The 23443-nt window shown below is 62.0% G+C and carries 18 protein-coding genes; 9 read left to right on the forward strand and 9 right to left on the reverse strand.

From position 1 onward, the window contains the following. Positions 1–3 precede the first annotated feature (3 nt). The gene (locus tag BM194_RS04660; protein ID WP_092844190.1) at positions 4–726 is read left to right on the forward strand and encodes a 3'-5' exonuclease; all 723 of its coding nucleotides are present in this window, start codon (positions 4–6) and stop codon (positions 724–726) included. 68 nt (positions 727–794) lie between these two features. Here BM194_RS04660 and BM194_RS04665 read toward each other — a convergent pair whose 3' ends face one another. The 3 genes from BM194_RS04665 to BM194_RS04675 form a co-directional block, all read right to left on the reverse strand. Beyond that, complete coding sequence (locus BM194_RS04665; RefSeq protein ID WP_092844192.1) at positions 795–2468, reverse strand: BCCT family transporter; 1674 nt, start codon at positions 2466–2468, stop codon at positions 795–797. A gap of 192 nt (positions 2469–2660) precedes the next feature. Further along, positions 2661–5801: an efflux RND transporter permease subunit gene (locus BM194_RS04670; protein ID WP_092844194.1), complete on the reverse strand. Its 3141-nt coding sequence runs from the start codon at positions 5799–5801 to the stop codon at positions 2661–2663. Beyond that, complete coding sequence (locus tag BM194_RS04675; protein ID WP_092844196.1) at positions 5801–6916, reverse strand: efflux RND transporter periplasmic adaptor subunit; 1116 nt, start codon at positions 6914–6916, stop codon at positions 5801–5803. The genes BM194_RS04670 and BM194_RS04675 overlap by 1 nt, the downstream gene beginning before the upstream one ends. Before the next feature lie 163 nt (positions 6917–7079). Between BM194_RS04675 and BM194_RS04680 the strand changes: the two genes are divergently transcribed. From BM194_RS04680 to egtD, 4 genes are all read left to right on the forward strand, one after another. After that, positions 7080–8261, forward strand: a complete 1182-nt coding sequence (locus BM194_RS04680; protein ID WP_092844340.1) for a BaiN/RdsA family NAD(P)/FAD-dependent oxidoreductase — start codon at positions 7080–7082, stop codon at positions 8259–8261. An 87-nt stretch (positions 8262–8348) separates the two neighbouring features. After that, positions 8349–8840, forward strand: coding sequence for a tetratricopeptide repeat protein (locus BM194_RS04685; protein ID WP_218155361.1), 492 nt, complete (start codon positions 8349–8351; stop codon positions 8838–8840). 93 nt (positions 8841–8933) lie between these two features. Continuing rightward, a complete protein-coding gene (gene egtB / locus BM194_RS04690) occupies positions 8934–10232 on the forward strand; it encodes an ergothioneine biosynthesis protein EgtB (protein WP_092844198.1) in 1299 nt (432 codons plus the stop codon). Positions 10233–10234: 2 nt separating this feature from the next. After that, entirely contained in the window at positions 10235–11215 is a 981-nt protein-coding gene (egtD, locus tag BM194_RS04695) for an L-histidine N(alpha)-methyltransferase (protein ID WP_092844200.1), read from the forward strand. A 71-nt stretch (positions 11216–11286) separates the two neighbouring features. Here the strand turns inward: egtD and BM194_RS04700 are convergent, their stop codons facing one another. Further along, positions 11287–12228 (reverse strand): phospholipase A, encoded by a 942-nt coding sequence (locus BM194_RS04700; protein ID WP_092844202.1) that lies wholly within the window; start codon positions 12226–12228, stop codon positions 11287–11289. Between the two features lie 149 nt (positions 12229–12377). Here BM194_RS04700 and mscK point away from each other — a divergent pair, with 149 nt between their 5' ends. After that, positions 12378–15704: a mechanosensitive channel MscK gene (gene mscK / locus BM194_RS04705; protein ID WP_280522535.1), complete on the forward strand. Its 3327-nt coding sequence runs from the start codon at positions 12378–12380 to the stop codon at positions 15702–15704. Here mscK and BM194_RS04710 read toward each other — a convergent pair. From BM194_RS04710 to BM194_RS04730, 5 genes are read right to left on the reverse strand one after another with little or no spacing between them, the layout of a single operon-like run. Beyond that, positions 15701–16468 carry a TlyA family RNA methyltransferase gene (locus tag BM194_RS04710; RefSeq protein WP_092844204.1) on the reverse strand — a complete coding sequence of 256 codons (768 nt, stop codon included), beginning with the start codon at positions 16466–16468 and terminating at the stop codon, positions 15701–15703. The genes mscK and BM194_RS04710 overlap by 4 nt on opposite strands. Beyond that, positions 16465–17589, reverse strand: a complete 1125-nt coding sequence (locus BM194_RS04715) for an ABC transporter substrate-binding protein (protein ID WP_092844206.1) — start codon at positions 17587–17589, stop codon at positions 16465–16467. The genes BM194_RS04710 and BM194_RS04715 overlap by 4 nt, the downstream gene beginning before the upstream one ends. Further along, on the reverse strand, positions 17586–18956 hold the full coding sequence (locus tag BM194_RS04720) for a sensor histidine kinase (protein WP_092844208.1): 1371 nt from the start codon (positions 18954–18956) through the stop codon (positions 17586–17588). The genes BM194_RS04715 and BM194_RS04720 overlap by 4 nt, the downstream gene beginning before the upstream one ends. Further along, positions 18953–19615, reverse strand: coding sequence for a response regulator transcription factor (locus tag BM194_RS04725; RefSeq protein WP_092844210.1), 663 nt, complete (start codon positions 19613–19615; stop codon positions 18953–18955). The genes BM194_RS04720 and BM194_RS04725 overlap by 4 nt, the downstream gene beginning before the upstream one ends. 12 nt (positions 19616–19627) lie before the next feature. Continuing rightward, positions 19628–20224, reverse strand: a complete 597-nt coding sequence (locus tag BM194_RS04730; RefSeq protein WP_092844212.1) for a helix-turn-helix domain-containing protein — start codon at positions 20222–20224, stop codon at positions 19628–19630. Positions 20225–20447: 223 nt separating this feature from the next. Here BM194_RS04730 and BM194_RS04735 point away from each other — a divergent pair, with 223 nt between their 5' ends. From BM194_RS04735 to BM194_RS04745, 3 genes are read left to right on the forward strand one after another with little or no spacing between them, the layout of a single operon-like run. Further along, positions 20448–21434 (forward strand): Bug family tripartite tricarboxylate transporter substrate binding protein, encoded by a 987-nt coding sequence (locus tag BM194_RS04735; protein ID WP_092844214.1) that lies wholly within the window; start codon positions 20448–20450, stop codon positions 21432–21434. Beyond that, positions 21434–21886 (forward strand): tripartite tricarboxylate transporter TctB family protein, encoded by a 453-nt coding sequence (locus BM194_RS04740; protein WP_092844216.1) that lies wholly within the window; start codon positions 21434–21436, stop codon positions 21884–21886. The genes BM194_RS04735 and BM194_RS04740 overlap by 1 nt, the downstream gene beginning before the upstream one ends. Then, positions 21886–23409 (forward strand): tripartite tricarboxylate transporter permease, encoded by a 1524-nt coding sequence (locus tag BM194_RS04745; protein ID WP_092844218.1) that lies wholly within the window; start codon positions 21886–21888, stop codon positions 23407–23409. Before BM194_RS04740 ends, BM194_RS04745 begins: the two co-directional genes overlap by 1 nt. Positions 23410–23443 lie beyond the last annotated feature (34 nt).

The raw sequence follows: 23443 nt of genomic DNA on the forward strand, positions 1-23443 counted from the left end.
TCCATGCTGTCGTTTCGTCTGGATAACTCACAACAGCGCTCCTGGCCGGATTATCTGGCCGAGCGTGCAGCCGTCGCCCATGATCCGCGCCTGCAGCGCTTCTTTTCGACCGGGTGTCCGGCACCGGATACCCCGATCGGCGAAGCGCCGCTGCTGGCTCTGGATATGGAAACCACCGGCCTGGATGCCAACCGACACGCCATTGTCAGCATCGGGCTGGTGCCGTTCACCCTGCAACGCATCACACCCGGCGCGAGCCGCTATTGGGTGCTGAAGCCGCCCCGGCCACTGACCGAGAGTTCGATTGCCTATCACCACATCACGCATTCGGAGATCGACCGTGCGCCCGATCTGAGCGATATCGCCGAGGAGCTGCTCGAGGCGATGGCCGGTAGGCTGATCGTAGCGCATTACTATCGCCTGGAGCGGTCGTTTCTCGACTCGGCCTTCGAGGCCCGGCTGGGAGAAGGACTGCGCTTTCCGATGCTCGATACCATGGTGCTGGAAGCCAAGCGCTACCGGCATTCATGGCGGGCCCGATTGGCCTCATGGGTGGGCAAGCCGCAAGCCTCGATCCGCTTGCAGGATAGCCGTGACCGTTATGGCCTGCCGGCGTATACCTCGCATCACGCTCTGACTGACGCGTTGGCCACGGCGGAATTGCTGCAGGCCCAGATTGCCTATCACCATTCCCCCCAGACGCCCATCGGCTCGCTCTGGGTCTAGGTTGCGTTGCTGCCGAAACGACGAAGGCGGCCGAGAGGCCGCCTTCGAAGTGCACTGGCGCAGGGCGATCAGGCTCCGCGGGGTTCGCTCCGCAGCCCTTGGACGATGGCAAAGCAGGCAGCCAACAAGACCAGGGTGAAGGGTAGCCCCGTCGAGATGACAGCGGCCTGGAGTGCCGTCAGGCCGCCACCCAGCAGCAGGGCGATGGCGATGGCGCCTTCGATCAATGCCCAGAAGATACGCTGTGGCTTGGGCGCATCCACCTTGCCGCCGGCAGTGATGGCATCGATCACCAGCGAGCCGGAATCCGAGGAGGTGATGAAGAACACCATGACCAGCACGATCCCGACAAACGAGGTGATCGCGGTCCAGGGCAACTGACCGAGCATTTCGAACAATTGCAGTTCCAGCGCGGCGTTGCTGACGCCTTCGAAACCACTCAGGTACTGCTCGATGGCGGTACCGCCGAAGGCTGTCATCCACAGCACCGAGACCAGCGAGGGGACCAGCAGCACGGCAATCAGGAACTCGCGAACCGTACGACCGCGGCTGACACGGGCAATGAACATGCCGACGAACGGTGACCAGCTGATCCACCAGGCCCAGTAGAAGGCAGTCCAGCCCTGGCTGAAGTTGGCGTCTTCGCGACCGAAGGGGTTGGACAGAGCCGGCAGATGCATGAGGTACGACCCCAGGTACTCGAAGAACCCGGTCGCGATCATGAGCGTCGGTCCAACAATGATCACGAACAGCAACAGCAGGAAGGCCAGTATCATGTTGAGCTGCGACAGGCGCTGCACGCCCTTGTCCACACCGGCCACAACCGACATCAGCGCAACGAGGGTAATGCCGATGATCAGGACTACCATGGTCACTTCGTTATTGGGGATACCGAACAGGAAGCCGAGCCCGGCGGTGGCCTGGGATGCGCCGAAGCCGAGAGAAGTGGCCAGGCCGAACAGGGTAGCGAACACTGCCAGGATATCGATGATATGACCCGGCCAGCCCCAGATGCGCTCACCCAGGATCGGGTAGAAGATCGAGCGCATGGTCAGCGGTAGTCCCTTGTTGAACGAGAACAGGGCCAGGGACAGGGCAACCACGGCGTAGATGCCCCATGGGTGCAAGCCCCAGTGGAAGATGGTCGCGGCCATGGCCAGCGAGATGGCACTTTCCTCATTGCCGCTGGCTGCGCTCAACGGGGCCCAGTCGGTGCGAATGCCGTTCTCGCCCATCTCGGTGCCCCCTAGGGCGGTGCCGAAGTGGGTCAACGGCTCCGAGACGCCATAAAACATCAGGCCGATCCCCATGCCGGCGGCGAATAGCATCGCGAACCAGCCCGCGTAGCTGAAATCCGGCCGGGCATGGGCGCCACCCAGGCGTACCTTGCCCAAGGGCGTAAATATCAGCACCACAGCTAGGATCACGAAGATATTGGCCGCCAGCAGGAAGAACCAGGTCAGGTTGCCCGTCATCCAGTCTCTCAGACCGGTGAACAGTGGATCCATCTGGTCCTGCAGTGCCAAGGTGATGATCACGAAAAACAGGATGACCAGCGACGAGAACGTGAAGACCTTGCCGTGCAGATCGAAATCCAGGCCAAACTTGTTGGCAGAGATATTGTCCTGGCCGATCACGTAATCGGTATCGATCAGGTTGGCTGGCCCTTCGGGAGCGGGAATGCCCTCGTTGCTTTCTCCGTTTCGAGACGAAGCGTTGTCGTGGGGTGAATTTTCTGCCACGTGGAGTTCTCCTTGTGGACTGTGAATTTGCCGACGAAACAGACACAAGCGCCCCTGCGGCTGCCGCCTCACGACAGTCGGCAGCCAAGCTGCATGACGTTATGCTGATTGTCGGTATGTCACCTGCGCCTCGATAATTGTAGGCGATAACCGGCCTCGGTTTCGATAACTGCTCGCTTGGGGACAGAAAGGCTAGCGCGACGGTGCCTCTCGCTGGCCCTCGGAAGTCTCTCCTACAGGCTGCATTTCCAGGGCCAGGCGGCGGCTGACATCACCCGGCGAGCCGGTACGACGGGCCAGCAGGTCGTAGGCGACCGGCACCACGAACAGGGTGAACAGGGTCGCCGTGGCCACGCCGCACAGGATGACCAGGCCAATGACACCCCGGGTCTCGGCTCCTGCGCCGGTGGATATGATCAGGGGGACGGCTCCGGCCATGGTCGTAATGGCCGTCATCAGAATCGGGCGCAGGCGGGTGACTGACGCTTCTACCAACGCTGGCCGAAAGTCCTGGCCCTGATCCCTCAATTGATTGGCAAACTCGACGATCAGGATACCGTTCTTGGCGGCCAGGCCGACCAGCATGACCAGCCCCACCTGGCTGTAGATGTTGAGCGATTGTCCTGTCAGCCAGAGGCCGAATAGCGCACCGCACATTGCCAGCGGTACCGTCAGCATGATTACGAAAGGATGGATGAAGCTTTCGAATTGTGCCGCCAGCACAAGGAAAACGATCACGGCACCCAGGATCAGCAGAAAGGTTGTCGCCCCGCTGGCTTCTCGGTAGTCCCGCGAGGGGCCCTTGACGTCGGTCTGGGCTTCGGCCGGCAGGATCTCGTCGGCCGTGCGTTCCAGATAAGCCAGCGCTTCGCCCAGCGGATACCCATCTGCCAGGTCGGCCTCGAGCGTGATGGCGCGCACCCGGTTGAAGCGGTTGAGTTCGCTGGCGCCGGCATAGTCGCTCAGCGTCACCAGGCTGGCCAGGGGAATCAGTTCACCGCTGCGTGCCGAGCGAACCCGGATGGTTTCTAGCGATCTCGGGCTGCGCTGGTCTTCCCGAATGCCTTCGACAATGACTTCATATTCTTCGCCGTCGTCGACATAGCGCGTGACGTTGCGCCCGCCCAGCAGGGTTTCGAGAGTGCGGCCGATGTCGGTGACGGTCACACCCAGGCTGGCGGCACGGTCGTAGTCGATATCGATGCGCAACTGCGGCTGGGTCTCCTGATAGTCGCTGTCGAGATCGGTCAGGCGTGGGTTGTTCTCCCGAATATGCTCGATCAAGGTATCCCGCCAGTCGGCCAGCTTTTCGTAGGTACCCCCGCCCAGCACGAATTGCACCGGTTTTTCCACGCCACCGCCGAAGCCCTGGCGCATGATGGGGATGGTGCGCACGCCGGGCAGGCCGGACAAGCGTTCACGCACCTCGTCCATGATCGGCCAGGCGGCTCGCCGCTGGCTCCAGTCGGTCAGGTTGACGATGGCAAACCCGCTATTGAAGGTCTCCAGATTGCCATAGCCTCGCGGCGCACGGACCAGGACGCGTTCGATTTCGCCGGACTCCCGCATCGGCAATAGACGCGCCTCGATCTCGTCCATGTAATCCTGCATGTAATCGAAAGTGGCGCCTTCCGGGCCGTTGATCAGAATGAAGAAATTGCCGCGGTCCTCGCGCGGGGTGTACTCGTTGGGGAGCTGGCCGGCAAGCCAGATGCAGGCCCCTAGCAGGGCGGCGAACAGGGCGACGATAACCAGGCGCAGGTTAAGGGCGTGTAGCAGTAGACTGCGGTAACCGCGCTGGCTGACGTCGAGCAGGGCATTGACGACCTGGACCAGGCGGCCCTCCTGCATGTGCCGGGACAACATCTTCGACGCCAGCATCGGCGCGAGTGTCAGCGCAATCAGGCTGGAAAACGCCACGGCAGCGGCCAATGTCAGCGCGAATTCGGAAAACAGCCGGCCGATATCGCCACGCAGGAAACTCAACGGAACGAACACGGCAATCAGGACCAGCGTCGTGGCGACCACCGCGAAGCCGATCTGTCGCGTGCCACGATAGGCGGCGACCAGTGGCGTCTCGCCATGCACGTGCATGCGTCGGTGGATGTTCTCGAGCACGACGATGGCATCATCGACGATCAGACCAATGGCCAGCACCAGGGCGAGCAGTGTCAGCAGGTTGAGCGTGAAGCCGAATACCGCCAAGGCAATAAACGTGCCGATGATCGATATGGGTACCGTCACGGCAGGGATCAGGGTCGTGCGCAGATTGCCAAGAAACAGGAAAATCACCACGACCACCAGCGTCATGGCCACGAACAGCGTGGTCACCACTTCACCGATGGCACCGGCAACGAACACCGACGAATCGAAGTTTAGGGTCAGCGACATGCCTTCGGGCAGGGTGGGCTGTACGCGCGCCAGTTCGGACTTCACGGCTTCGGAGATTTCCAGCACGTTGGCTGTCGACTGCCGCATCATGCCGAGCCCGACCATGGGAATGCCGTTGCCACGGAACAGTGTGCGTGTCTCGACGGCACCGATCTCCACTTTCGCCACGTCGGCGAGTCGCACCAGGTAGCCATCGTCGCCCTCGGCGACCACCAGCTCGCGAAAATCCGCCGGCGTGGCGAAGCTTCTCGGCAGACGGGCCACGAACTGGCGCTCCTGGGATTCGATGGCACCGGCAGGCAACTCGACATTCTCGGCACGCAGGGCATCCTCGACGTCTCCTACCGTCAGGTGGCGTGCCGCCAAGGCGTTGCGATCCAGCCAGATGCGCATGGCATATTCCTGATCGCCGCCGACACGTACCCGGGCGACCCCAGGCTGGACCGAGAAACGGTCGACCAGATAGCGATTGGCGTAATCGGTCAGCTCAGGGATCGTATAGCCTTCTCCCGTCAGGCTTAGCCACAACACCACATCCTCGCTGCTGTCGGCTTTCTCGATCTCCGGTGGGTCGGCTTCCTCGGGCAGATTGTTCGCCGAGCCCGAAATCCGGTCGCGAATATCGTTGGCGGCGGCCTCGATATCGCGCGACAGGGAAAACTCGACACTGATGCTCGAACGCCCGTCCTCGCTGGAAGACTCGATGACCTGGATTCCCTCGACACCGGCAATGCGGTCCTCGATGACTTGGGTGACCCGGGTTTCCACCACGCTGGCCGAGGCACCGGGATAGTTGGTGTCGATGCTGACAATAGGTGGATCGATGGCCGGATATTCCTGCAAGGGCAGGCGTTCCAGGGCCAGCAGGCCGAAAGCGATCAACAGCAGCGAAACGACGGTGGCGAGGACCGGACGCTGAATCGAGATGTCGGACAGGCGCATCAGACATCTTCCTTCGGCGGAACAGCGCGGCTGCGTCGGAGCAGCTCGGAGACGTCGATATTGTCGTCATCGATACCCAGCACGCTAACATGGTCACCTTCGCGTACCTGTTGCACGCCATGGCTGACCACCAGATCGCCTGGCTGCAGCCCCTCGGTAATTTCCACCACGCCGGCCCGACGCTCTCCCAGAGTGACCGGGCGACGCTGCACGACATGGCCGTTAGCCTCATCGATTGCCAGGACATATTGGCCGTTGCCGCTGGCAATCAGTGACTCTTCGGGAAGCACCAGCGCCTGGCGCGGCTGGCGCTCGAGGGTGACTTCCATGAGCATGCCGGGGCGCAGACGCTGTTCGGTATTGGACAGGCTGGCACGTACCGGGATGGAGCGGGTCACCGGATCGATGCGTGTTCCCAGGCTGGTGACTTCGCCGTTGAAGGTACTCTCGGGATAACTGGCCGTCGTGGCCGCGAGCGACAGCCCTGGCTGCAGGGCGGACAGATGGACCGCAGGGACGCTGAAGTCGAGCTTCATCGTGTCCAGCTTGTCGAGCGTGACCAGTTCCATGCCTGGCGAGACCAGCGCGCCAGGGCTGATGTCGCGAAAGCCGACCATGCCGTCGAACGGTGCCTTGATGTGATAGTCGTCCAGGCGGGCGCGAATGGCCTCGATCTCGGCCTCGATCTGCTGCAGACGGGCACGGTTGTCCTCGACATCGGCGCGTGGCGCCAGGTTGCGTGCCTGTAACTGTGCCGAGCGCTGCAGCACGTTATTGCGTTCGACCCGCGTTGCCTGGGCGGCACGCAGTTCCGCCTGGACCTCGCTGTCGTCGAGCCGGATGAGCAGGTCACCTGCCTTGACGCGTGCGTTGTCCTCGAAATTGACTGACGAGACGATCTCGGTGACGGTCGCCGACAGTGTCACGCTTTCGTCGGCACGCAGCGTTCCCAGCGCCTCCAGAGGAGTGCTCCATTGACGCAACTCGGCGCGTGCGGCGATTACTGGTGTCGGGTCGTCAGCCAGCGCTGCGGACAAGGGAAGCGGGCAAGTCAGCATCAGCAGGCAAAGGGCGCTTGTCAGGCGCAGCGCTAGACAGCGGAATCGTCCGTTCATGGCGTCTCTTGGTCGGGGAGCGACAAGTTTCGATTATCAGCGACAGGCGCGTTGGAGGATATGGCGATGGCAAATCCTCATCATGTGCGAGCCGGACGCTTCGCGAAAGTTCCAGCACGAGCGAGGACTGGTAGAATGGCCGGCCGATGAGAAGGGGCCCGACATGACTCGCAATCCCGATGTAGTGATTATTGGTGCTGGTGCGGCCGGCTTGATGTGTGCGCTGACAGCCGGTTACGCCGGGCGGCGTGTGCTGGTACTCGATCATGCCAACAAGCCTGGCAAGAAGATCCTCATGTCTGGCGGCGGCCGCTGCAATTTCACCAACATGAACACCGGACCGGGCAATTTTTTCTCTTCCAATCCGCACTTCTGCATCTCCGCCCTCAAGCGCTACCGGCCCGAGCATTTTCTCGAGCTTGTCGAACGTCACGGCATCGAACCCGTGGAAAAGGCGCCCGGGCAACTGTTCTGTGCGGACTCGTCACGCCCGATTCTCGACATGCTGCTGACCGAGTGCGATTGGGCGGGTGTCGAGATACGGCTCGCGACTCGCATCGAGCGTATCGAACGCCAGGGCGAAGGCATGCAACTGGTCACGTCGGCAGGGCGCATCGATACCGGTGCCGTCGTGGTGGCCACGGGAGGGCTTTCCATCCCCACCATGGGCGCCACCGGTTTCGGCTATGACATTGCCCGCCAATTCGGCCTGGGTGTGACCGAGACTCGCGCGGCCCTGGTGCCGTTTACCCTGACTTCCCAGTGGAAGGCGCGTGCCGCTGCACTTTCAGGCGTTGCCTGTCAGGTCGAGGTCACCTGCAATGCGGGGCGATACCGCGAGCCGATGCTGTTTACCCACCGGGGGCTGTCGGGGCCGGCCATGTTGCAGATTTCCAGCCACTGGCTGCCTGGCGATGAACTGGTCATCGATCTGCTGCCCGGGGTCGATGCCATGGCAGCATTGACACAGGCCCGGCATGCCACGCCCAAGCGGCAACTCTCGACGTGGCTGACCGAACGCTTGCCCAAGCGTCTGGCCCAGGCACTGGTGGAGTGGTATGGCAATGATGGTGTGCTGGCCGATCAATCCAACCAACAGCTCGACGATTGGCGTGGGCGTCTCGGCCAGTGGCGTATCAAGCCTGCCGGCACAGAAGGCTGGCGTACCGCCGAAGTGACCCTGGGCGGCGTCGACACCTCGACCATTTCCTCCAAGACCTTTGAGGTCAAGGAACTGCCCCAGCTCCGCTTCATTGGTGAAGTGCTCGACGTGACGGGCGAGTTGGGTGGACACAACTTTCAGTGGGCTTGGTCGTCAGGGGTAGCTTGTGGTCAGTCTCTTTGAGTGTGGGACGCCTGCCCGGATTTGGCGCTAGCGTCAGAGCCTCCTACCCTAGCTAGGCACGGTAAGCCACGACAGGGAGCAAGGCGTATGGAAACGGTACCCACCTCTATTCGTAGAATGTTATTGGTTATCACGGCGCTGGGCGTTTCTTCACCGCTATTGGCACAACAGGACGAACTCGCCGGGGCTGCGCAGACCGGCAAGTATGCCGAAGCCTTCCAGCAAGTAGAGGAAGAAGCCAGGCAAGGCGTGCCCCAGGCCCAGTACAGCCTGGGCAGGATGTATGCTTTTGGGCAGGGCGTCGAAAAGAACATGGTGACGGCGGTGAAGTGGTACCGCAAGGCGGCAGACCAAGGGCTGGCCGAAGCTCAATATCACCTGGGCGAGGCGTACGGCGCCGGGGAAGGCGTGCCACAAGACTACGTGCAAGCCTATCAATGGATGGCGCGTGCCCGGCAGAACGGGGAAGAGAAGGCCAAGGCTGCCATGCAATCCTACAAGGAGCTGATGACGGAAGATCAATTGCAACAGGCGCAGCAGGGGGGGGAATCAAGCGCTGCCTCGACATCGCAACCCTAGCCGTTTTACCGTTCGTTACCTGGCATGGCAGGGGGGCATGCTACGCTTCATTGACACTGCCATGGATGCCATACCCGAGAAAGGAGCGTTCTCATGTCCCCTCTAGCTCAGCGACGCGACACGCCGGATACGTTGCATACCAAGGAATGGCTTCGCTACTACCAGCGTGTGCGTGCCGCCACCGAGGCAATCTGCGCCCCCTTGCACAAGGAAGACTACATGGTGCAGAGCATGCCGGACGTCAGCCCCCCCAAGTGGCACATAGCCCATGTCAGCTGGTTTTTCGAAGCATTCATCCTCAAACCTTTCCATCCTGCCTACCGCACCCTCGATCCTGCGTACGATTATCTGTTCAATTCCTACTATGTCACGCATGGCACGCCGTTTCCGCGCCCGGATCGCGGGATGATTTCGCGGCCTACGGTCGATGACGTGTACCGCTATCGCGCGCACATCGACCGAGCCATGGAGGAATTGCTCAACGACCCGCCGCAGGAGCATCTCCAGGAAATCCTCCGGCGTCTGGCGCTGGGGTTGCCCCATGAGCAGCAGCATCAGGAACTGCTGTTCATGGATATCAAGCATATCCTGGCGCAGAATCCGCTGTGCCCGGCATACCGTGACGACCTGGCGCCTGCGCCCGAGCATGCCGTGGGAGAACTCGGCTGGCATGCCTATCCTGCCGGGGTCCGGCACATTGGCCATGACGCCGCCGAGAAGGGCTTCGCTTATGACAATGAAATGGGACGGCATCGCCAGTTCGTCGAGGCCTTTCAGATTGCCGACCGCCCCGTGACGAACGGGGAATTTCTCGAGTTCATGCGCGCGGGAGGCTACGACAAGCCCGATTTCTGGTTGTCGGATGGCTGGGCCACGGTCAAGGCGGAAGGCTGGAAGGCTCCGTTGTATTGGGCCGAGCGGGATGGTGTCTGGCATCACTATACCCTGGGGGGCCTGGTCCCGGTCGACATGAACGCGCCGGTATGTCATGTCAGTTTCTACGAAGCCGATGCCTATGCCCAGTGGGCTGGGGCGCGCCTGCCCACCGAAGCCGAGTGGGAAACAGTGGCCCGGGACGTGCCGATGGCGGGCAATTTCGTCGAGCAGGACCACCTGCAACCGGTTTCGGCCGAGCCTGCCACGGAAGTCCCGGGACAGATGTTCGGCGACGTCTGGGAGTGGACCGGTAGCGCCTATCGTCCCTATCCAGGGTTTCGCAAGTTGCCGGGCAGCCTGGGAGAGTACAACGGCAAGTTCATGTCAGGCCAGATGGTGCTGCGCGGCGGGTGCTGTGCCACGCCGGCCGATCATATTCGCGCGACCTATCGCAATTTCTTCCCCCCTCAGGCGCGCTGGGCGTTTTCGGGGTTTCGCCTGGCACGGGAGGCATGAGCATGACCGTGATGTCGAACACGGCGACGGCCGTGCATTTTCATGACCAGCAGCCCCCTGCGGCTTCGCTGACGCTTCGGGACGAACTGTTGCAAGGCTTGCGCGCGGCTCCCAAGAGATCATCGCCCAAGTTCTTCTACGACTTGCGAGGCTCGGAGCTGTTCGACCGGATCTGTGTCCAACCGGAATACTATCCGACGCGTACGGAAGAGGCCATTCTGCGTGATGCCGCCGACGACATTGCCGATGTGGTGGGCAAGGACGCGACATTGATCGAACTGGGCAGCGGTGCCAGTCGCAAGGTTCGTCTACTGCTCGAGGCTGTGCGCCCGACCAGTTACCTGGGTATCGACATTTCCCGTGACTTCCTGCTGGACAGCACCCGAAGGCTTGCGGCGGATTATCCCTGGCTGGATGTCCATGCGGCCTGTGCCGATTTTTCCCAACGCATGACCATGCCGTCAGGTTTGGCTTGCGATCACCCGGTGGCGTTCTTTCCCGGTTCGAGTATCGGCAACTTCGCGCCGGAAGAGGCCGAATGCTTTCTGCGAGGCCTGCACTCCCTTTTGCCCTCGGGGAGCGGTCTGCTGATCGGTGTCGACCTGATCAAGGATGAAGCGATCCTCAATGCCGCCTACAACGATGCCGCCGGCGTGACGGCCGCTTTCAACCTCAACCTGCTCGAGCGATTGCGCCATGAGTTCGAGGGGGACCTCGACCCGGCGACCTTTTCCCACCAAGCCTTCTACAATGAGTCACGCTCACGTATCGAGATGCATCTGGTCAGCGACATCGACCAGACTATCCGCGTGTCTGGCGAGGTGTTCCATTTCGATCAGGGCGAGACCCTGCACACCGAAAATTCCTACAAGTACAGTGTCGAGGGATTTCGCGCACTGGCCGCGCGCGCTGGGTTCGAGTCGCGTGCCCTATGGACTGACCCCGACAAGCTGTTCAGCATCCACTATCTGGAGCGCGCTTGAGAGAGAGACGGGATGACAAGCAATGACGCCGGCACAAGCCGGCGTTCTTGGTTTGCGACCCTGAGTGGTGCTCAACGCACCAGTGCTTGTGTTCCGGGAACGCCGGCCAGGAAGGTATTGAGGCTGAAGCCTATGCCCAGGCGCTGCACGTCCTGATCGTGGTCGATCAGGCTTTCGCCGTAGCCGTCGTAATACTGGACATGTCCCCGCACCTTGCCGATGAGCGGAAACGTGTAATCGAGCTGAGCGCCATAGTTATGCTCTTCCGGATTGCCTCGTACCATCAGTGACACCTCATGATCGCCGAAGGCGCGCACGACGGTGATGTCGCCATAGCCGATATAGTCTTGCAGATCGGGATTGTCGTCTTCCTTGTCGCTTTCGGGAATACGCCAGTGCGGTGCGATACTGACGGCCCAGTCACCACGCTGAAACAGGAAATCGGCATAGAGCCGGTTCCAGCTACGTGATAGCGGCTCGGATTGCCCATTGGATTGGTGAGCATAGCCGATGCGGTTCTGTGTATTCGTCCAGCCGAGAAAGGTGAAGCGATTATCGAAGCTGATGAACGCTTCTGGCTCGTAATTGGTCTCGCGGAAGGGCGATGAGGCTTCCGAATTGTAGGCCTGCCACCAGCTGCGCTGGGTATAGGCGAAGTACAGGTCGCCATTGTTACCGATCAAATCATCGAAGACCTTGACCTTGAGACTGATCTGGAACTTGAGTTCTGCCTTGTCGGCATCGCCATCGTCGCTGATGCCATCGAAATCCGACTGGTTGGGATGGGTGTTGTAGGTCCAGGGCAGCAGGTAGTTACGGCGATATACCGTTATCGCCAATGGATTGTTTTCGGAATTCTGCTCGAGTTCACGCCGCGTCTCTGCCTGATCGACGGCCGCCTGGGCTGCCTCGTCACGGCTGGTCAGGCCGGAAGCGTCTTCCTGAGCCTGGGCGTGAGTCGCGAGTAGCGCCAATGAGACGAGGGTCATACGCAAGGGGGAGGGCAATGCCATATCAGCATCCTGTAAAAGGCATCAAACGTGTCTTTCTACCATGCCGCTCGGCTAAGTCAAATCGTCGCTTCGAGCGGACATTGCCAACGTGTCTGACCGGGCCCACAATGCGCGGCAACGTGGTGTAGGACAAGCGACCGATGACGAGGATGGTGGCGGTGGTGGCCCGAATGGGAAAAACCTGGTGGAGGAGGGTGCTGATAGGGCTACTGGTCGTAGCAATGATGATCGCCATGCCGGCCATGGCACAGGAGGCGTTGCCCGGAAAGGAGGTACTCAGTCAGCGCCTGGAGACATTAACCTCGATCGAGCAGCCTGACGCCAGCCAGAAAGAGGAAATCGATACGCTACGCGCCACGCTCGATTCGATGGAAAAACGGGCGTCGGTCGAAACACAGCGCAGTGATCTGGAAAAGCGACTCGAGCAGGCACCCGAGGAGATGCAGCGTCTCGAGCGTCAATCGCGCCAGTACGTCGAAAGCGACATACCCAGTGCCGCGACGCTCGAGAAGATCGGTCAGGACGAACTCGAGGAGCGGGTCAATCAGGCTCTCGAGGAATTGAAGGCATTGCAGGATCGGCTCGCGGCGACCAATTCGCGGCTGATCGAAGCACAGACGCTACCTGAGCGAGCCCAGGCAGACATCACCGAGTCGCTCAAGCGCATCGAGGAACTGCGCGCTGCGATGGACGATTACTCCGGCACCCAGGATGCGCCGCCTTACTGGGAACTGCTCAGCGAACTGCAACTGGCAGAGAGTCAACTGGCCCTAAAGCGCCGCCAATTGGCAACCAACACGCGCTTGTACGAACTGGCCAAGCTGGAACGCGACGTTCTTACCAATCGGATCGACACCGTTCAGGATCGATTGACCCTGATGCAGGCGGTACTCGACCAGAAGCGCCGGGAGAAGCTCGAGGAGGCCGTCAGCGACTCGGCGAGCCAGGACGCCGTGACGGCGGGCCACCCGGTGGTATCCCGCGCCCAGTCAATCAACCGCGACCTGAACGCCGAGCTATTGCGTATCATCGATCGTAACAACGCCCTGGAGCGCGAGGGTATCAAGGTGCGCACGCAACTGGACCGCGTACGCCAGGTCCAGCGCACGCTCAATGAACAGATCGAGGCGATCCGCGGCAGCTTGCTGTTGTCGCGAATACTTCGCGAGCAGCGCAGTGCCCTACCCAAGCTCGATGCCGTCAAGGGCCTTCAGGAAGAGATTGCTGATATTCGTCTCAAGCAGTTCGACCTGGGCCGCCAGCGGGAAGAGCTACGTGATATCGAGCAACTGGCGCAGGCCCGGCTCGATGCAGCGGGTGTCGAAGCGACCCCGGCCCTGCTCGACTCGTTGACCCGGCTGTATCGCTCACGCCGCGAGCAGGTGGATCAATTGGAGCAGGAATATGGCGAACTGCTGACGACAGCCATCGACCTGCAGCTCAACCAGCAACAACTCCTCGATATCAGCAAGAGCCTACGTGCCACCATCGAGGAACAGCTGTTCTGGGTTGCCAATCGGCGTCCGCTGGACCTGGCCTGGCTACGGCAAACTCCCTCGTTGACCATGGCGCAACTCGCCGAGGGTGAATGGCGCAAGATTGTCGTGGGCCTGGGCCAGACGCCGCGGCTTGCAGCGCTCTGGGCGACGGTGCCGTTGCTGCTGGCGGCGCTGCTGCTATTACGGCGTTGGCGAATCAAGGCGCACCTGCTGACCTTGCACGATCAGATCGGTCGGCTCAAGCGCGATACCCAGATGCATACGCCGCGTGCCATCCTGCTCAATGCTCTGCTGGCAGCGCCGGGTCCGTTGGCTCTCGCGGCGGTAGGCGTGGCCCTGACGCTGGGCTGGCAGGGGCTGGTCGCCACCTTCGGCGAGGCGTTGCTGCAACTGGCGCTGGCCTGGGGCGTGGTGGCGCTGGCCCGGCGTCTGCTGGTGCCTGATGGCGTTGCGATTCGTCATTTCCACTGGCCCACGGCGTATGCCGCCAGGTTGCGCCGCCTGCTGTGGTGGTTGGGGCTCACGCTGATTCCCGTGCTGTTGATAGGCGCCATCGCCCGGGGCGACGGCCCCTCGTTGGCCGAGCGGCCATTGTCGTTGCTGTTGCTGCTGGGTGGCTTGTTATCGATGAGTGTGCTCATTGCGCGGTTGATCATGGCGCACATTCCGCATTTCGGCACCAACCCCTTCCGCCTGGCATTGGGGCTGGCGCTATCGGTCGCCACGTTGATTCTGTCCGTACTGATCGTGCTGGGGTACGAGTACACCGCCCTGCAGTTGATCGGCCGTTTCGTGATCAGCCTGTATATCTTCGGCCTGTGGATCCTGATCGAGGCTGCAGTCATTCGTGGCCTGGCAGTGGCGGCCCGGCGCCTGGCCTACCGGCGCGCCGTCGCCCGGCGTCGGGCCCAGGTACAGGAGGGGGCGGAAGGGGGATTGGAAGTCGTCGAAGAGCCCCCGCTGGATCTCGACCAGGTCAACCAGCAATCGCTGCGCCTCTCCAAGCTAATCCTGTTCCTGGGCTTCTCGCTGGTGCTCTATGTGGTCTGGGCGGACCTGCTGGCCGTGCTTTCTTATCTCGACAACGTCCGGGTATGGTCGATTACCCGGGGCGAGGGTGAGAGCCTGACCCAGACACCGATCACCGTGGCCAACCTGATGACGGGATTGGCGATTGTCGTGCTGACGTTCGTGATGGCCCGCAACCTGCCTGGCTTGCTCGAGGTCATGGTGCTGTCGCGGCTGTCGCTCAAGCAGGGCAGCGCCTATGCCATCTCCTCGTTGCTGTCGTATACCATCGTGGGTGTCGGCATCGTGGTGTCGCTGGGCACGCTCGGGGTTTCCTGGGGCAAACTGCAGTGGCTCGTAGCGGCCTTGGGCGTGGGCCTGGGTTTCGGCCTGCAGGAAATCTTCGCCAACTTCATTTCGGGGTTGATCATCCTGTTCGAACGTCCGGTACGTATCGGCGACACCATCACGCTGGGCAACCTGCATGGCACGGTCAGTCGTATCCGCATCCGTGCGACGACCGTGACCGACTTCGACCGCAAGGAAATCATCATCCCCAACAAGACCTTCGTCACCGACCAACTGATCAACTGGTCGCTGTCGGACAATATCACCCGTGTCGTGCTCAATTACGGGGTCGCTCATGGTTCCGATTTGGATACCGTGCATCGGCTGCTGCGTGATGCCGCTGAAAGCAACCCGAGGGTGCTCAAGGACCCCGAGCCCCAGGTGTTCTGTACCAGCTACGGGGCCACGGCCTTCAACTTCGAGCTTCGCATCTTCGTCAATGACCTGCTCGACCGGCTGTACGCCGCCGATGAGATCAATCGGCGGCTCGATGTCCTGTTCCGTGAGCACGGCATTCGCATCGCCTTCAACCAGATGGATGTCTGGCTGCACAATGCCGATGGCCAGGCCGCGAAGGTACTGTCACAGGTCAAGGACAGGTCGGTGGGCAGCAGCAACTAGGCCTTGCGTGCGTAGAGCAGAAACTCGCGGTTGCCATCGCCGCCCAGGATCGGGCTGTCGCGCCAGGCCATCACCTCGAAGCCATGCGCGGCGCAGCAGGCGCGGATACGCTGCTCCACCTCGGTGTAAAGCGTGGTATCAGTAACGATGCCGCGTGGGTCCACCTTGCCGGGCCCCACCTCGAATTGTGGCTTGACCAGTGACAGCAGTTCGGCGCCGGGGGTAAGCAGGCGGCCCAGCTCGGGCAGGATCAGTGTCTGCGAGATGAACGAAACGTCCATGACGGCGACCGATACTTGTTGTGGCGCTAGTGTAGCAAGCGCGTCTATCAGCCGTGGGTCGTCGGCCATGGCGCGCGCATTGAGTCCTTCGAGGCAGGTAATGCGCGCATCCTGGCGCAACTCGACATCCAGTTGATCATGACCGACCTCGATGCCGATGACATGGGCGGCGCCGTGGCGCAAGGCGCAATCGGTAAAACCGCCCGTGGACTGGCCGACATCGAGCACCAGGCGCCCATCCAATTGCAGTTGCAGGGCATCGAGCAGGGCTTCCAGCTTGAGCCCGGCGCGCGACACGTAACGCTCTTCGGCATCGTCGGCGACCAGCAGTGCCGCATCGTCGGGAAGCTTCTCGCCAGGCTTGGTCAGCGTGCGGGAAGGTGTGTCGGCCAGGCTAACCCGACCATGGCGGATGAGGCGCTGGGCACGGGTGCGTGAGCGTGCCAGGCCCTGGGCGACCAGCAACTGGTCGAGTCGCATCATGGGGCTGTCTCTTCAGGTGTCGGAGGGTTCGTTGCGGTAGCGGGACGGCGAAACTCGCGATGCCAGCGTGCCAGCAACGCTTCGCGCTTGAGCTTGTCGAGCGTGGCCAGAAGTCCAGGGCCCAGACGAATCGGGCGCAATGCCTCGCCCAGCCTCTCGCGCAGCGCGCTGGCACTGCCGGGGCCTTTCAGGGCCGGATGAACGGCACCCAGCGGTGTCTGCTCGCTGATGATCCGTTGACCATGCTCGCTGAGCAGATAATCGAAGAAGCGTCGTGCCGCCTCAGGATTGTCGGCGGAGCGAGGCAGAAACGCCAGGCGCTGCATGACCAGGGCGTAATCGCTGGGAATGACGATTTCCAGTTCAGGATGCTTTGCGACGAATCCCTGGGCGTAACTGCCCAGCAGGTTGTAGCCGATCAGGTAGCGACCCACGGCCAGGCCGTCGAGCATTTCCTGGGTTGTGCCCACCAGGTCGGCCTCGACACCACCCAGCGCGGCCACCAGCTCCCAGTAGCGGGGCGACAGTCGCGCTTCTTCGACCGCATAGGTATAGCCGGCACCGCTGCGAGCGGGATCATAGGTCACTACCCGGCCCGTCAGGGCCTCGCGTTCGCGCTCGAGCAGCGTTACCAGCTCGGCGTGGCTGCCGATTGCGCCATAACGCTCGGCCAAGTCCTTGTGGTAGACGATGACCACCGGCTCGAAGGTAATGCCGAACAGTTCCTGGCGCCAGCGGGCCCAGGTCGGCCACTGCTCCGCGTTATCCAATCCGAGGGGTTGGGCGTAGCCATTGTTGGCCAGTTGATATTGCCAGGGCATGGCCGACGACATGACCACGTCGGCCCGGGAGCCATCGCTGCCGCTCATGAAGGTCCGGTAGACCTCCAGGGTAGTAAGGTTGTGATAGTTGAGCGAGATATCCGGGTTCAGGCGATGAAAATCCTCCAGCACGGGAGCGATGAGCGGGGTATCCAGCGCGCCGACGATATCCAGTTGCGAGCTTTCGGCAATGGCCGATTGGGTTGGATAATGCAGCATATCCGCCGCGCCTGACACTCTGGTCATGGCGAAACCCAGGCCAAGGGCGATGCCCAGGGCGCAAAGAAACCGCAGGGTCATGAACGATCCCCCATGAAGCGTATCGCCACGCGAAGCCCAGAGCCCTGGCGCGCCTCGTGCAGCGTCAGGCGGGCATGGTGGGCACGGGCGATGCTGTCGACGATGGCCAGGCCCAGGCCCGACCCTTCTCCGCTGTCCTGGCCACGAAAGAAAGGCCGCAGCACCATCAGGCGCAGGTCGGCAGGAATGCCCGGGCCATTGTCCTCCACTTCCAGCGTGGGCGGGTTGGCCAGTACGCGCACGGTGATCTGGCTGGCGCCATAGCGGCGTGCATTATCGATCAGGTTGGCCAGGCATTCCTCGAGTTGCCAGCCGACGCCGGGGACCAAGATGGCCTCTTCGGACGTTTCCACACCCAGGTCGATGCCCTCGCGATGACAGGCGCCCAATGCGCCCAGCGTGGCAGTGCGTGCCACCTGGTTCAGGTCTTGGGGCGTGAGTTCGGGGCTGGCTTCCGGGTTATTGAGACGCGTCATGGACAGTAGCTGCACGGCCAGGCGGGCCGTGCTGGCGCTGGTCGCCTGCATGGCTTGCAGGGCCTCGCGCCATAGCGCGGGATCATCCTGGCGCAACGCTAGTTCGGCACGGGCCGAGAGCCCGGCCAGCGGTGTACGAAGCTGGTGCGAGGCGTCACCGATAAAGCGCTCCTGGTTGGCACGTACTCGGCGCATGCGGGCCAGCAGGTCGTTCAATGTCTCGCGCAGTTCCGCAAGCTCGCGTGGCAGGTTCAGCGCAAGCGGGGCCAGGGTGCGAGGGTCGCGCTCGCGGATCGCCCGGCGCAGCCGGGTCAGGGGCGACAGGGCAAGGCGAATGGTCAGAACCAGAATGCACGCGGCCAGCAAGGCCATGATGGCGATACGTACGAGACTGCCCTGGAAGAGAGCGAGGGTCAGGCTCTCGCGGCCTTCGCGGGTGTGCGCAACCCGCACCTCGAAGCGCTCACGCTGGCTCCAGCCCTCAAGGCGGGTTTCCCGAATGCCCAGCCGTAGGTGTTGGTCGTTCCAGGTCACGTTGCCGTAATGCAGTGCTTGCTCGTCACCGTTGGCCATGGCCAGGCCGGGCAGATTGGCATTACCGGTAATGAATTCACCGCGCGCATTGTAAAGCGCATAGAAGACGCGTTCCTCGGCATCGGTCGCCAGCATTTCCAGCGCGGCAGGGGATAGGTCGAGCCACAATTGTTCGTCCTGCCACTTGACCTGCTCGGCAATTGCCAGCGACGAGGCTTCCAGCAGACGGTCAAAGGCGCGGTCGGCAGTATCGCGGGCCCCCAGGTAGGCCTGGATCAGCATCAGGGCGCCCAGACCCAGCAGCGGCAACAATAGCCAGGCCAGCAGGCGCCGATACAGACTGTCCTGCGCGCTCACGTGGACTCCAGCAGGTAGCCCAGGCCGCGGACGGTGCGCAACTCGACGCCACTACCGCTCAACCGGCGACGCAACCGGTGTACGTACACTTCTATAGCGTTGTCACCCATGGACTCACCTGCAAACGCCTCTTCAGCGAGGCGGGCCTTGTCGACCGGTACGCCGGCATGGCGCATCAGGCAGCCGAGCAGGCGTTGTTCGCGGGGTGGCAGGTTGAGAGGCTCTCCTCCGAGCGTAAAGCGCTGCGAAAGACTATCGAAGTCCAGATTGCCGACCTGCAGTGCCGTGCTGCGTGTATGACGGCGCAGCAGTGCACGCACGCGCGCCTCGAGTTCATCCAGTGCAAACGGCTTGGCCAGGTAATCGTCGGCGCCGAGATCGAGGCCACGCACCCTGTCCTCGATGGCGCCGCGTGCCGTCAGGATCAGTACCGGGGTCTCCTTGTCATGCTGGCGCAGGGCGGCAAGTACATCCAGGCCGTTGCACCCCGGCAGGTTGAGGTCGAGCAGGATGAGGTCCTGGCCATGCCCGGCTTGGGAGAGTGCCCGTCGTGCCTGGTCGCCGTCGGCCAGCGCCGTGACCTGATGATTATCCAGGCGCAGCACATCGGCCAGCGTTTCGGCAAGCAGGGCGTCGTCTTCGATGAGCAACAATCGCATGGGAAACCTCGCTTAGCGCTCTGCCGGGCGCCTTTCCAGTTCGGCCAGGGCGGATGTCAGGTACTTGTCGGCCAAGGCGGGCGTGAGGCGACTGCTTGGGCCCGACAAGGCCAGCCAGAGTGGCGAACTCTCACGGGGGTGGCCGAGTTGACGACAGTGCATGATACCACCCGGAAAAGCCTGGGCTGGATCGCCTTCCGTCTCGATACGCCAGCGCTGGCCGGGGCGCAACTCATGACGCAATGCGCTATCGGGCACGGCTACCAGGCGGCACTCGGCATGCTGGCTCGTGACCTCGATCAGGGAGGCAGTCTCGCCGCTGGCCTGTGTGAGTGACTCCAGGACAGGCTGTATCCAGGCTTCGAGCTGTCTACTGGGCATGTGGCGCCGCGCCAGGCGTACCGGTGCATGGCCCAGCCTATAGCGGCCATCCTGCCCGCGCTGTACGTAATCGAAGCGCTCCAGCGAACTTAGCAGGCGCAACAAGGTGCTCTTGTAATACCCCGTTTCACTGGCCAGGTCGGCCAGCGTGAAATACTCCTGTGTCGAGTCGAAGACATCGAGAATGGTGAGTGCGCGCTCGACGGATTCCACGCGATCCTGTGCCATTTTTTAGGGCCTCGGTAACGAAAAAGTCTGAGCGATAGCGTCATTCAACTTTGGTCTAAACGAGCAGAATAAGCGTTGACGCCGGTGGGCAACATGCCTAGCTTTCTACTCCAAGGAACGTTGTTCTGCCTTACAGAATTGTAAGGTGGCTGTCAGTTCCTGGCAAGCCAAGCGTCTTGCCATCGTTTCGTTGCAACACACTTCGCAAACCGAGGAAACGACAATGTCAATGAAAACGCCGCTCAAACTTCTGGCCGCAGCGTCCCTGACGCTCGGCACCAGCATGGCCATGGCCTTCGAGCCGGAAGGCAAGGTCGAATGTCTGGCGCCCGCCGATCCGGGTGGTGGCTGGGACTTTACCTGCCGTAGTGTGGGCAACGTGATGGAAGAGCTCGACCTGGTGCCGGGCAGCGTACAGACAATCAACATGGCCGGTGCCGGTGGCGGTGTCGCTTACGCGCATACGGTCAGCAAGCGTGCCGGTGACGACCAGTTGTTGATTGCTGCCTCTACCGCCACGACCACTCGTCTCGCCCAAGGCCAGTTCCAGGGTCTGGATGCCGACATGGTCAACTGGATCGGTGCGGTAGGTGCCGATTACGGCATCATCGCCGTGTCCAAGGATTCCGAATACAAGGATCTGCCGTCACTGATGAACGCGCTGAAGGAAGACCCACGCAGCGTCAAGTTTGCCGGTGGTAGCGCCAAGGGTGGCTGGGACCACCTCAAGGTCCTCATCGCGGCCAATTCCGCAGGGGTCGATAACCTGCCGCGCATTCCCTACCTGTCGTACAACAACGGTGGTGAAGCGATGACCCAAGTCGTCGGTGGTCACGTCGATGCCTTCACCGGTGATATCACCGAAGCTCAGGGCTTCATGGAGTCCGGTGACCTGCGTGTCCTGGCGGTGCTGTCCGATGAGCGTCTGCCTGGCGAGTTCAGCGATATCCCCACCGCCAAGGAGCAGGGCATCGATGCCGTAGGTCCCAACTGGCGCGGTTTCTACATGCCGGCAGATATTCCTGACGATGCCAAGCAGTACTGGGTCAACGCCGTCGATGAACTCTACCAGAGCGAAGAGTGGAAGCAGGTCATGCAGAACAATGGCCTGATGCCGTTCCACGTCAGCGGTCCCGAGTTCGAAGAGTTCGTCAAGCAGCAGATCAATGACATCGAGTCACTGTCCAAAGACATCGGGCTGATCAAGTAATGACACTCAACGACCGCATCTTCGGAATACTGATGCTCGTCCTGGCCGTCGCGTACGGCTGGGGCGCCACCCAGTTTCCGGAGCCGTTCGGCGGGGCCGAGTCGGTCGGCCCCGAAACCTTTCCCAAGGTGATCGCGGTGGTGCTGGCCCTGTCCAGTCTCTACCTGATCGTCAAGCCGGATCCCGACAATGCCTGGCCCAAGGGGCGCATTGCCCTGGAGCTGATCATCGCCGTGCTGGTGCTGATCGCCTACACGCTGCTGCTGGAGCCGCTCGGCTTCATTCTCGCTACCCTGCTGGCGGTGGGTACGCTGTGCTGGCGCATGGGCGCCGCGCCGGTGCGGGCCTACGTGACCGGCGGTGTGGCAGGTGTCGTGGTCTATTTGCTGTTCACTTTTGCCCTCGACCTGGCCTTGCCGTTGGGTGTGCTTAGCGTGCTGGAGGGAAGCTGATGGAAACCCTGGGTTATCTGATCGACGGGTTCGGCGTTGCCCTGCAGCCGCACAACCTGATGTTCGCGCTGATGGGGGCCTTCTTGGGTACCCTGATCGGCGCGCTGCCCGGCCTTGGGCCGGCCAACGGCGTGGCCATTCTGATCCCGCTGGCCTTCACCCTGGGCCTGCGCCCGGAAACCGCGCTGATCATGCTCACGGCGGTTTATGCGGGCGCCATGTACGGCGGGCGCATTTCCTCGATTCTGTTGAACATTCCCGGCGATGAGCCGGCGATGATGACCTGCCTCGATGGCTACCCGATGGCCCAGAAGGGCAAGGCCGCCGAAGCGCTGGCCATTTCGGCGATCGCCTCGTTCATGGGCAGCCTGATCGCCACGGTGGGCCTGATTTTGCTGGCGCCGCTGTTGGCCAAGTTCGCCTTGACCTTCGGGGCGGCGGAGTACTTCGCGTTGTTCGTGCTGGCCTTCGCTACGCTGGGCGGCATTACCGGCAAGAACCCGGTCAAGACCATCCTGGCCGCGGCCATCGGCCTGATGATTGCCACGGTGGGCATCGATTCCACCGGTACGCAGCGTTTCACCTTCGGCATTCTGGAACTCTACGAAGGCATCGATTTCATCATCGCCATCGTGGGGCTGTTCGCGATCTCCGAGCTATTGTTCTTCATCGAGGACCGCGCCGGTGGCGGCAAGGGGCCGATGGTGGTCAACAAGCTCAAGCTCTCCTGGAAGGAAGTGCGTGAGATCATGCCGTCGAGCATTCGCGGCGGCATCCTTGGCTTCATCGCCGGTGTGCTGCCGGGGGCCGGGGCCTCGCTGGGCAGCTTCATCGGCTACACTCTCGAGAAGAAGGTGGTCGGCAAGAAGGGTTATTTCGGCGAGGGCGACCCGCGTGGTGTCGCCGGCCCCGAAGCAGGCAATAACGGCGCCTCGAGTGGCGCGCTGGTGCCGATGCTGACGCTCGGCGTGCCGGGCAGCGGCACCACTGCGGTGCTGCTGGCGCTGCTGATCTCGATGAACATCACGCCCGGGCCGCTGATGTTCACCCAGAACGCCGACATCGTGTGGGGCGTGATCGCGGCGCTGCTGATCGGTAACTTCCTGCTGTTGTTGCTCAACATTCCGCTGGTGGGCATCTTCGTCAAGCTGCTGTCGGTACCGCCGAAGTACCTGCTGCCGATCGTGACCATGGTGGCCTTCGTGGGCATCTACTCGATCAGCAACTCAGCGTTCGACCTGTACTTCATGGTCGCCTTTGGGGTGTTCGGCTATTTCTTGCGCAAGCTGGAAATTCCCATGGTACCGATCATCCTCGGTTTGCTGCTGGGGCCTGAGATGGAAAAGAACCTGCGCCACACACTGGACATCGCTGACGGCGACTGGACAGCACTGTGGGACAGTGGCCTGGCCATCGGGTTGTGGATCGTGGCTTTCGTCGGCCTGGTGCTGCCGTACATCGTCGGTCCGATTTTGCGTCGTCGCATGCAGGCAGCGGCTGGACACGGTAACCAGACGGATTGAGGCGATAGCCAAGCCGGTCACCTTTGCCGGCAAT

It is taken from the genome of Modicisalibacter xianhensis (assembly GCF_900113605.1).
GTDB lineage: Bacteria > Pseudomonadota > Gammaproteobacteria > Pseudomonadales > Halomonadaceae > Modicisalibacter > Modicisalibacter xianhensis.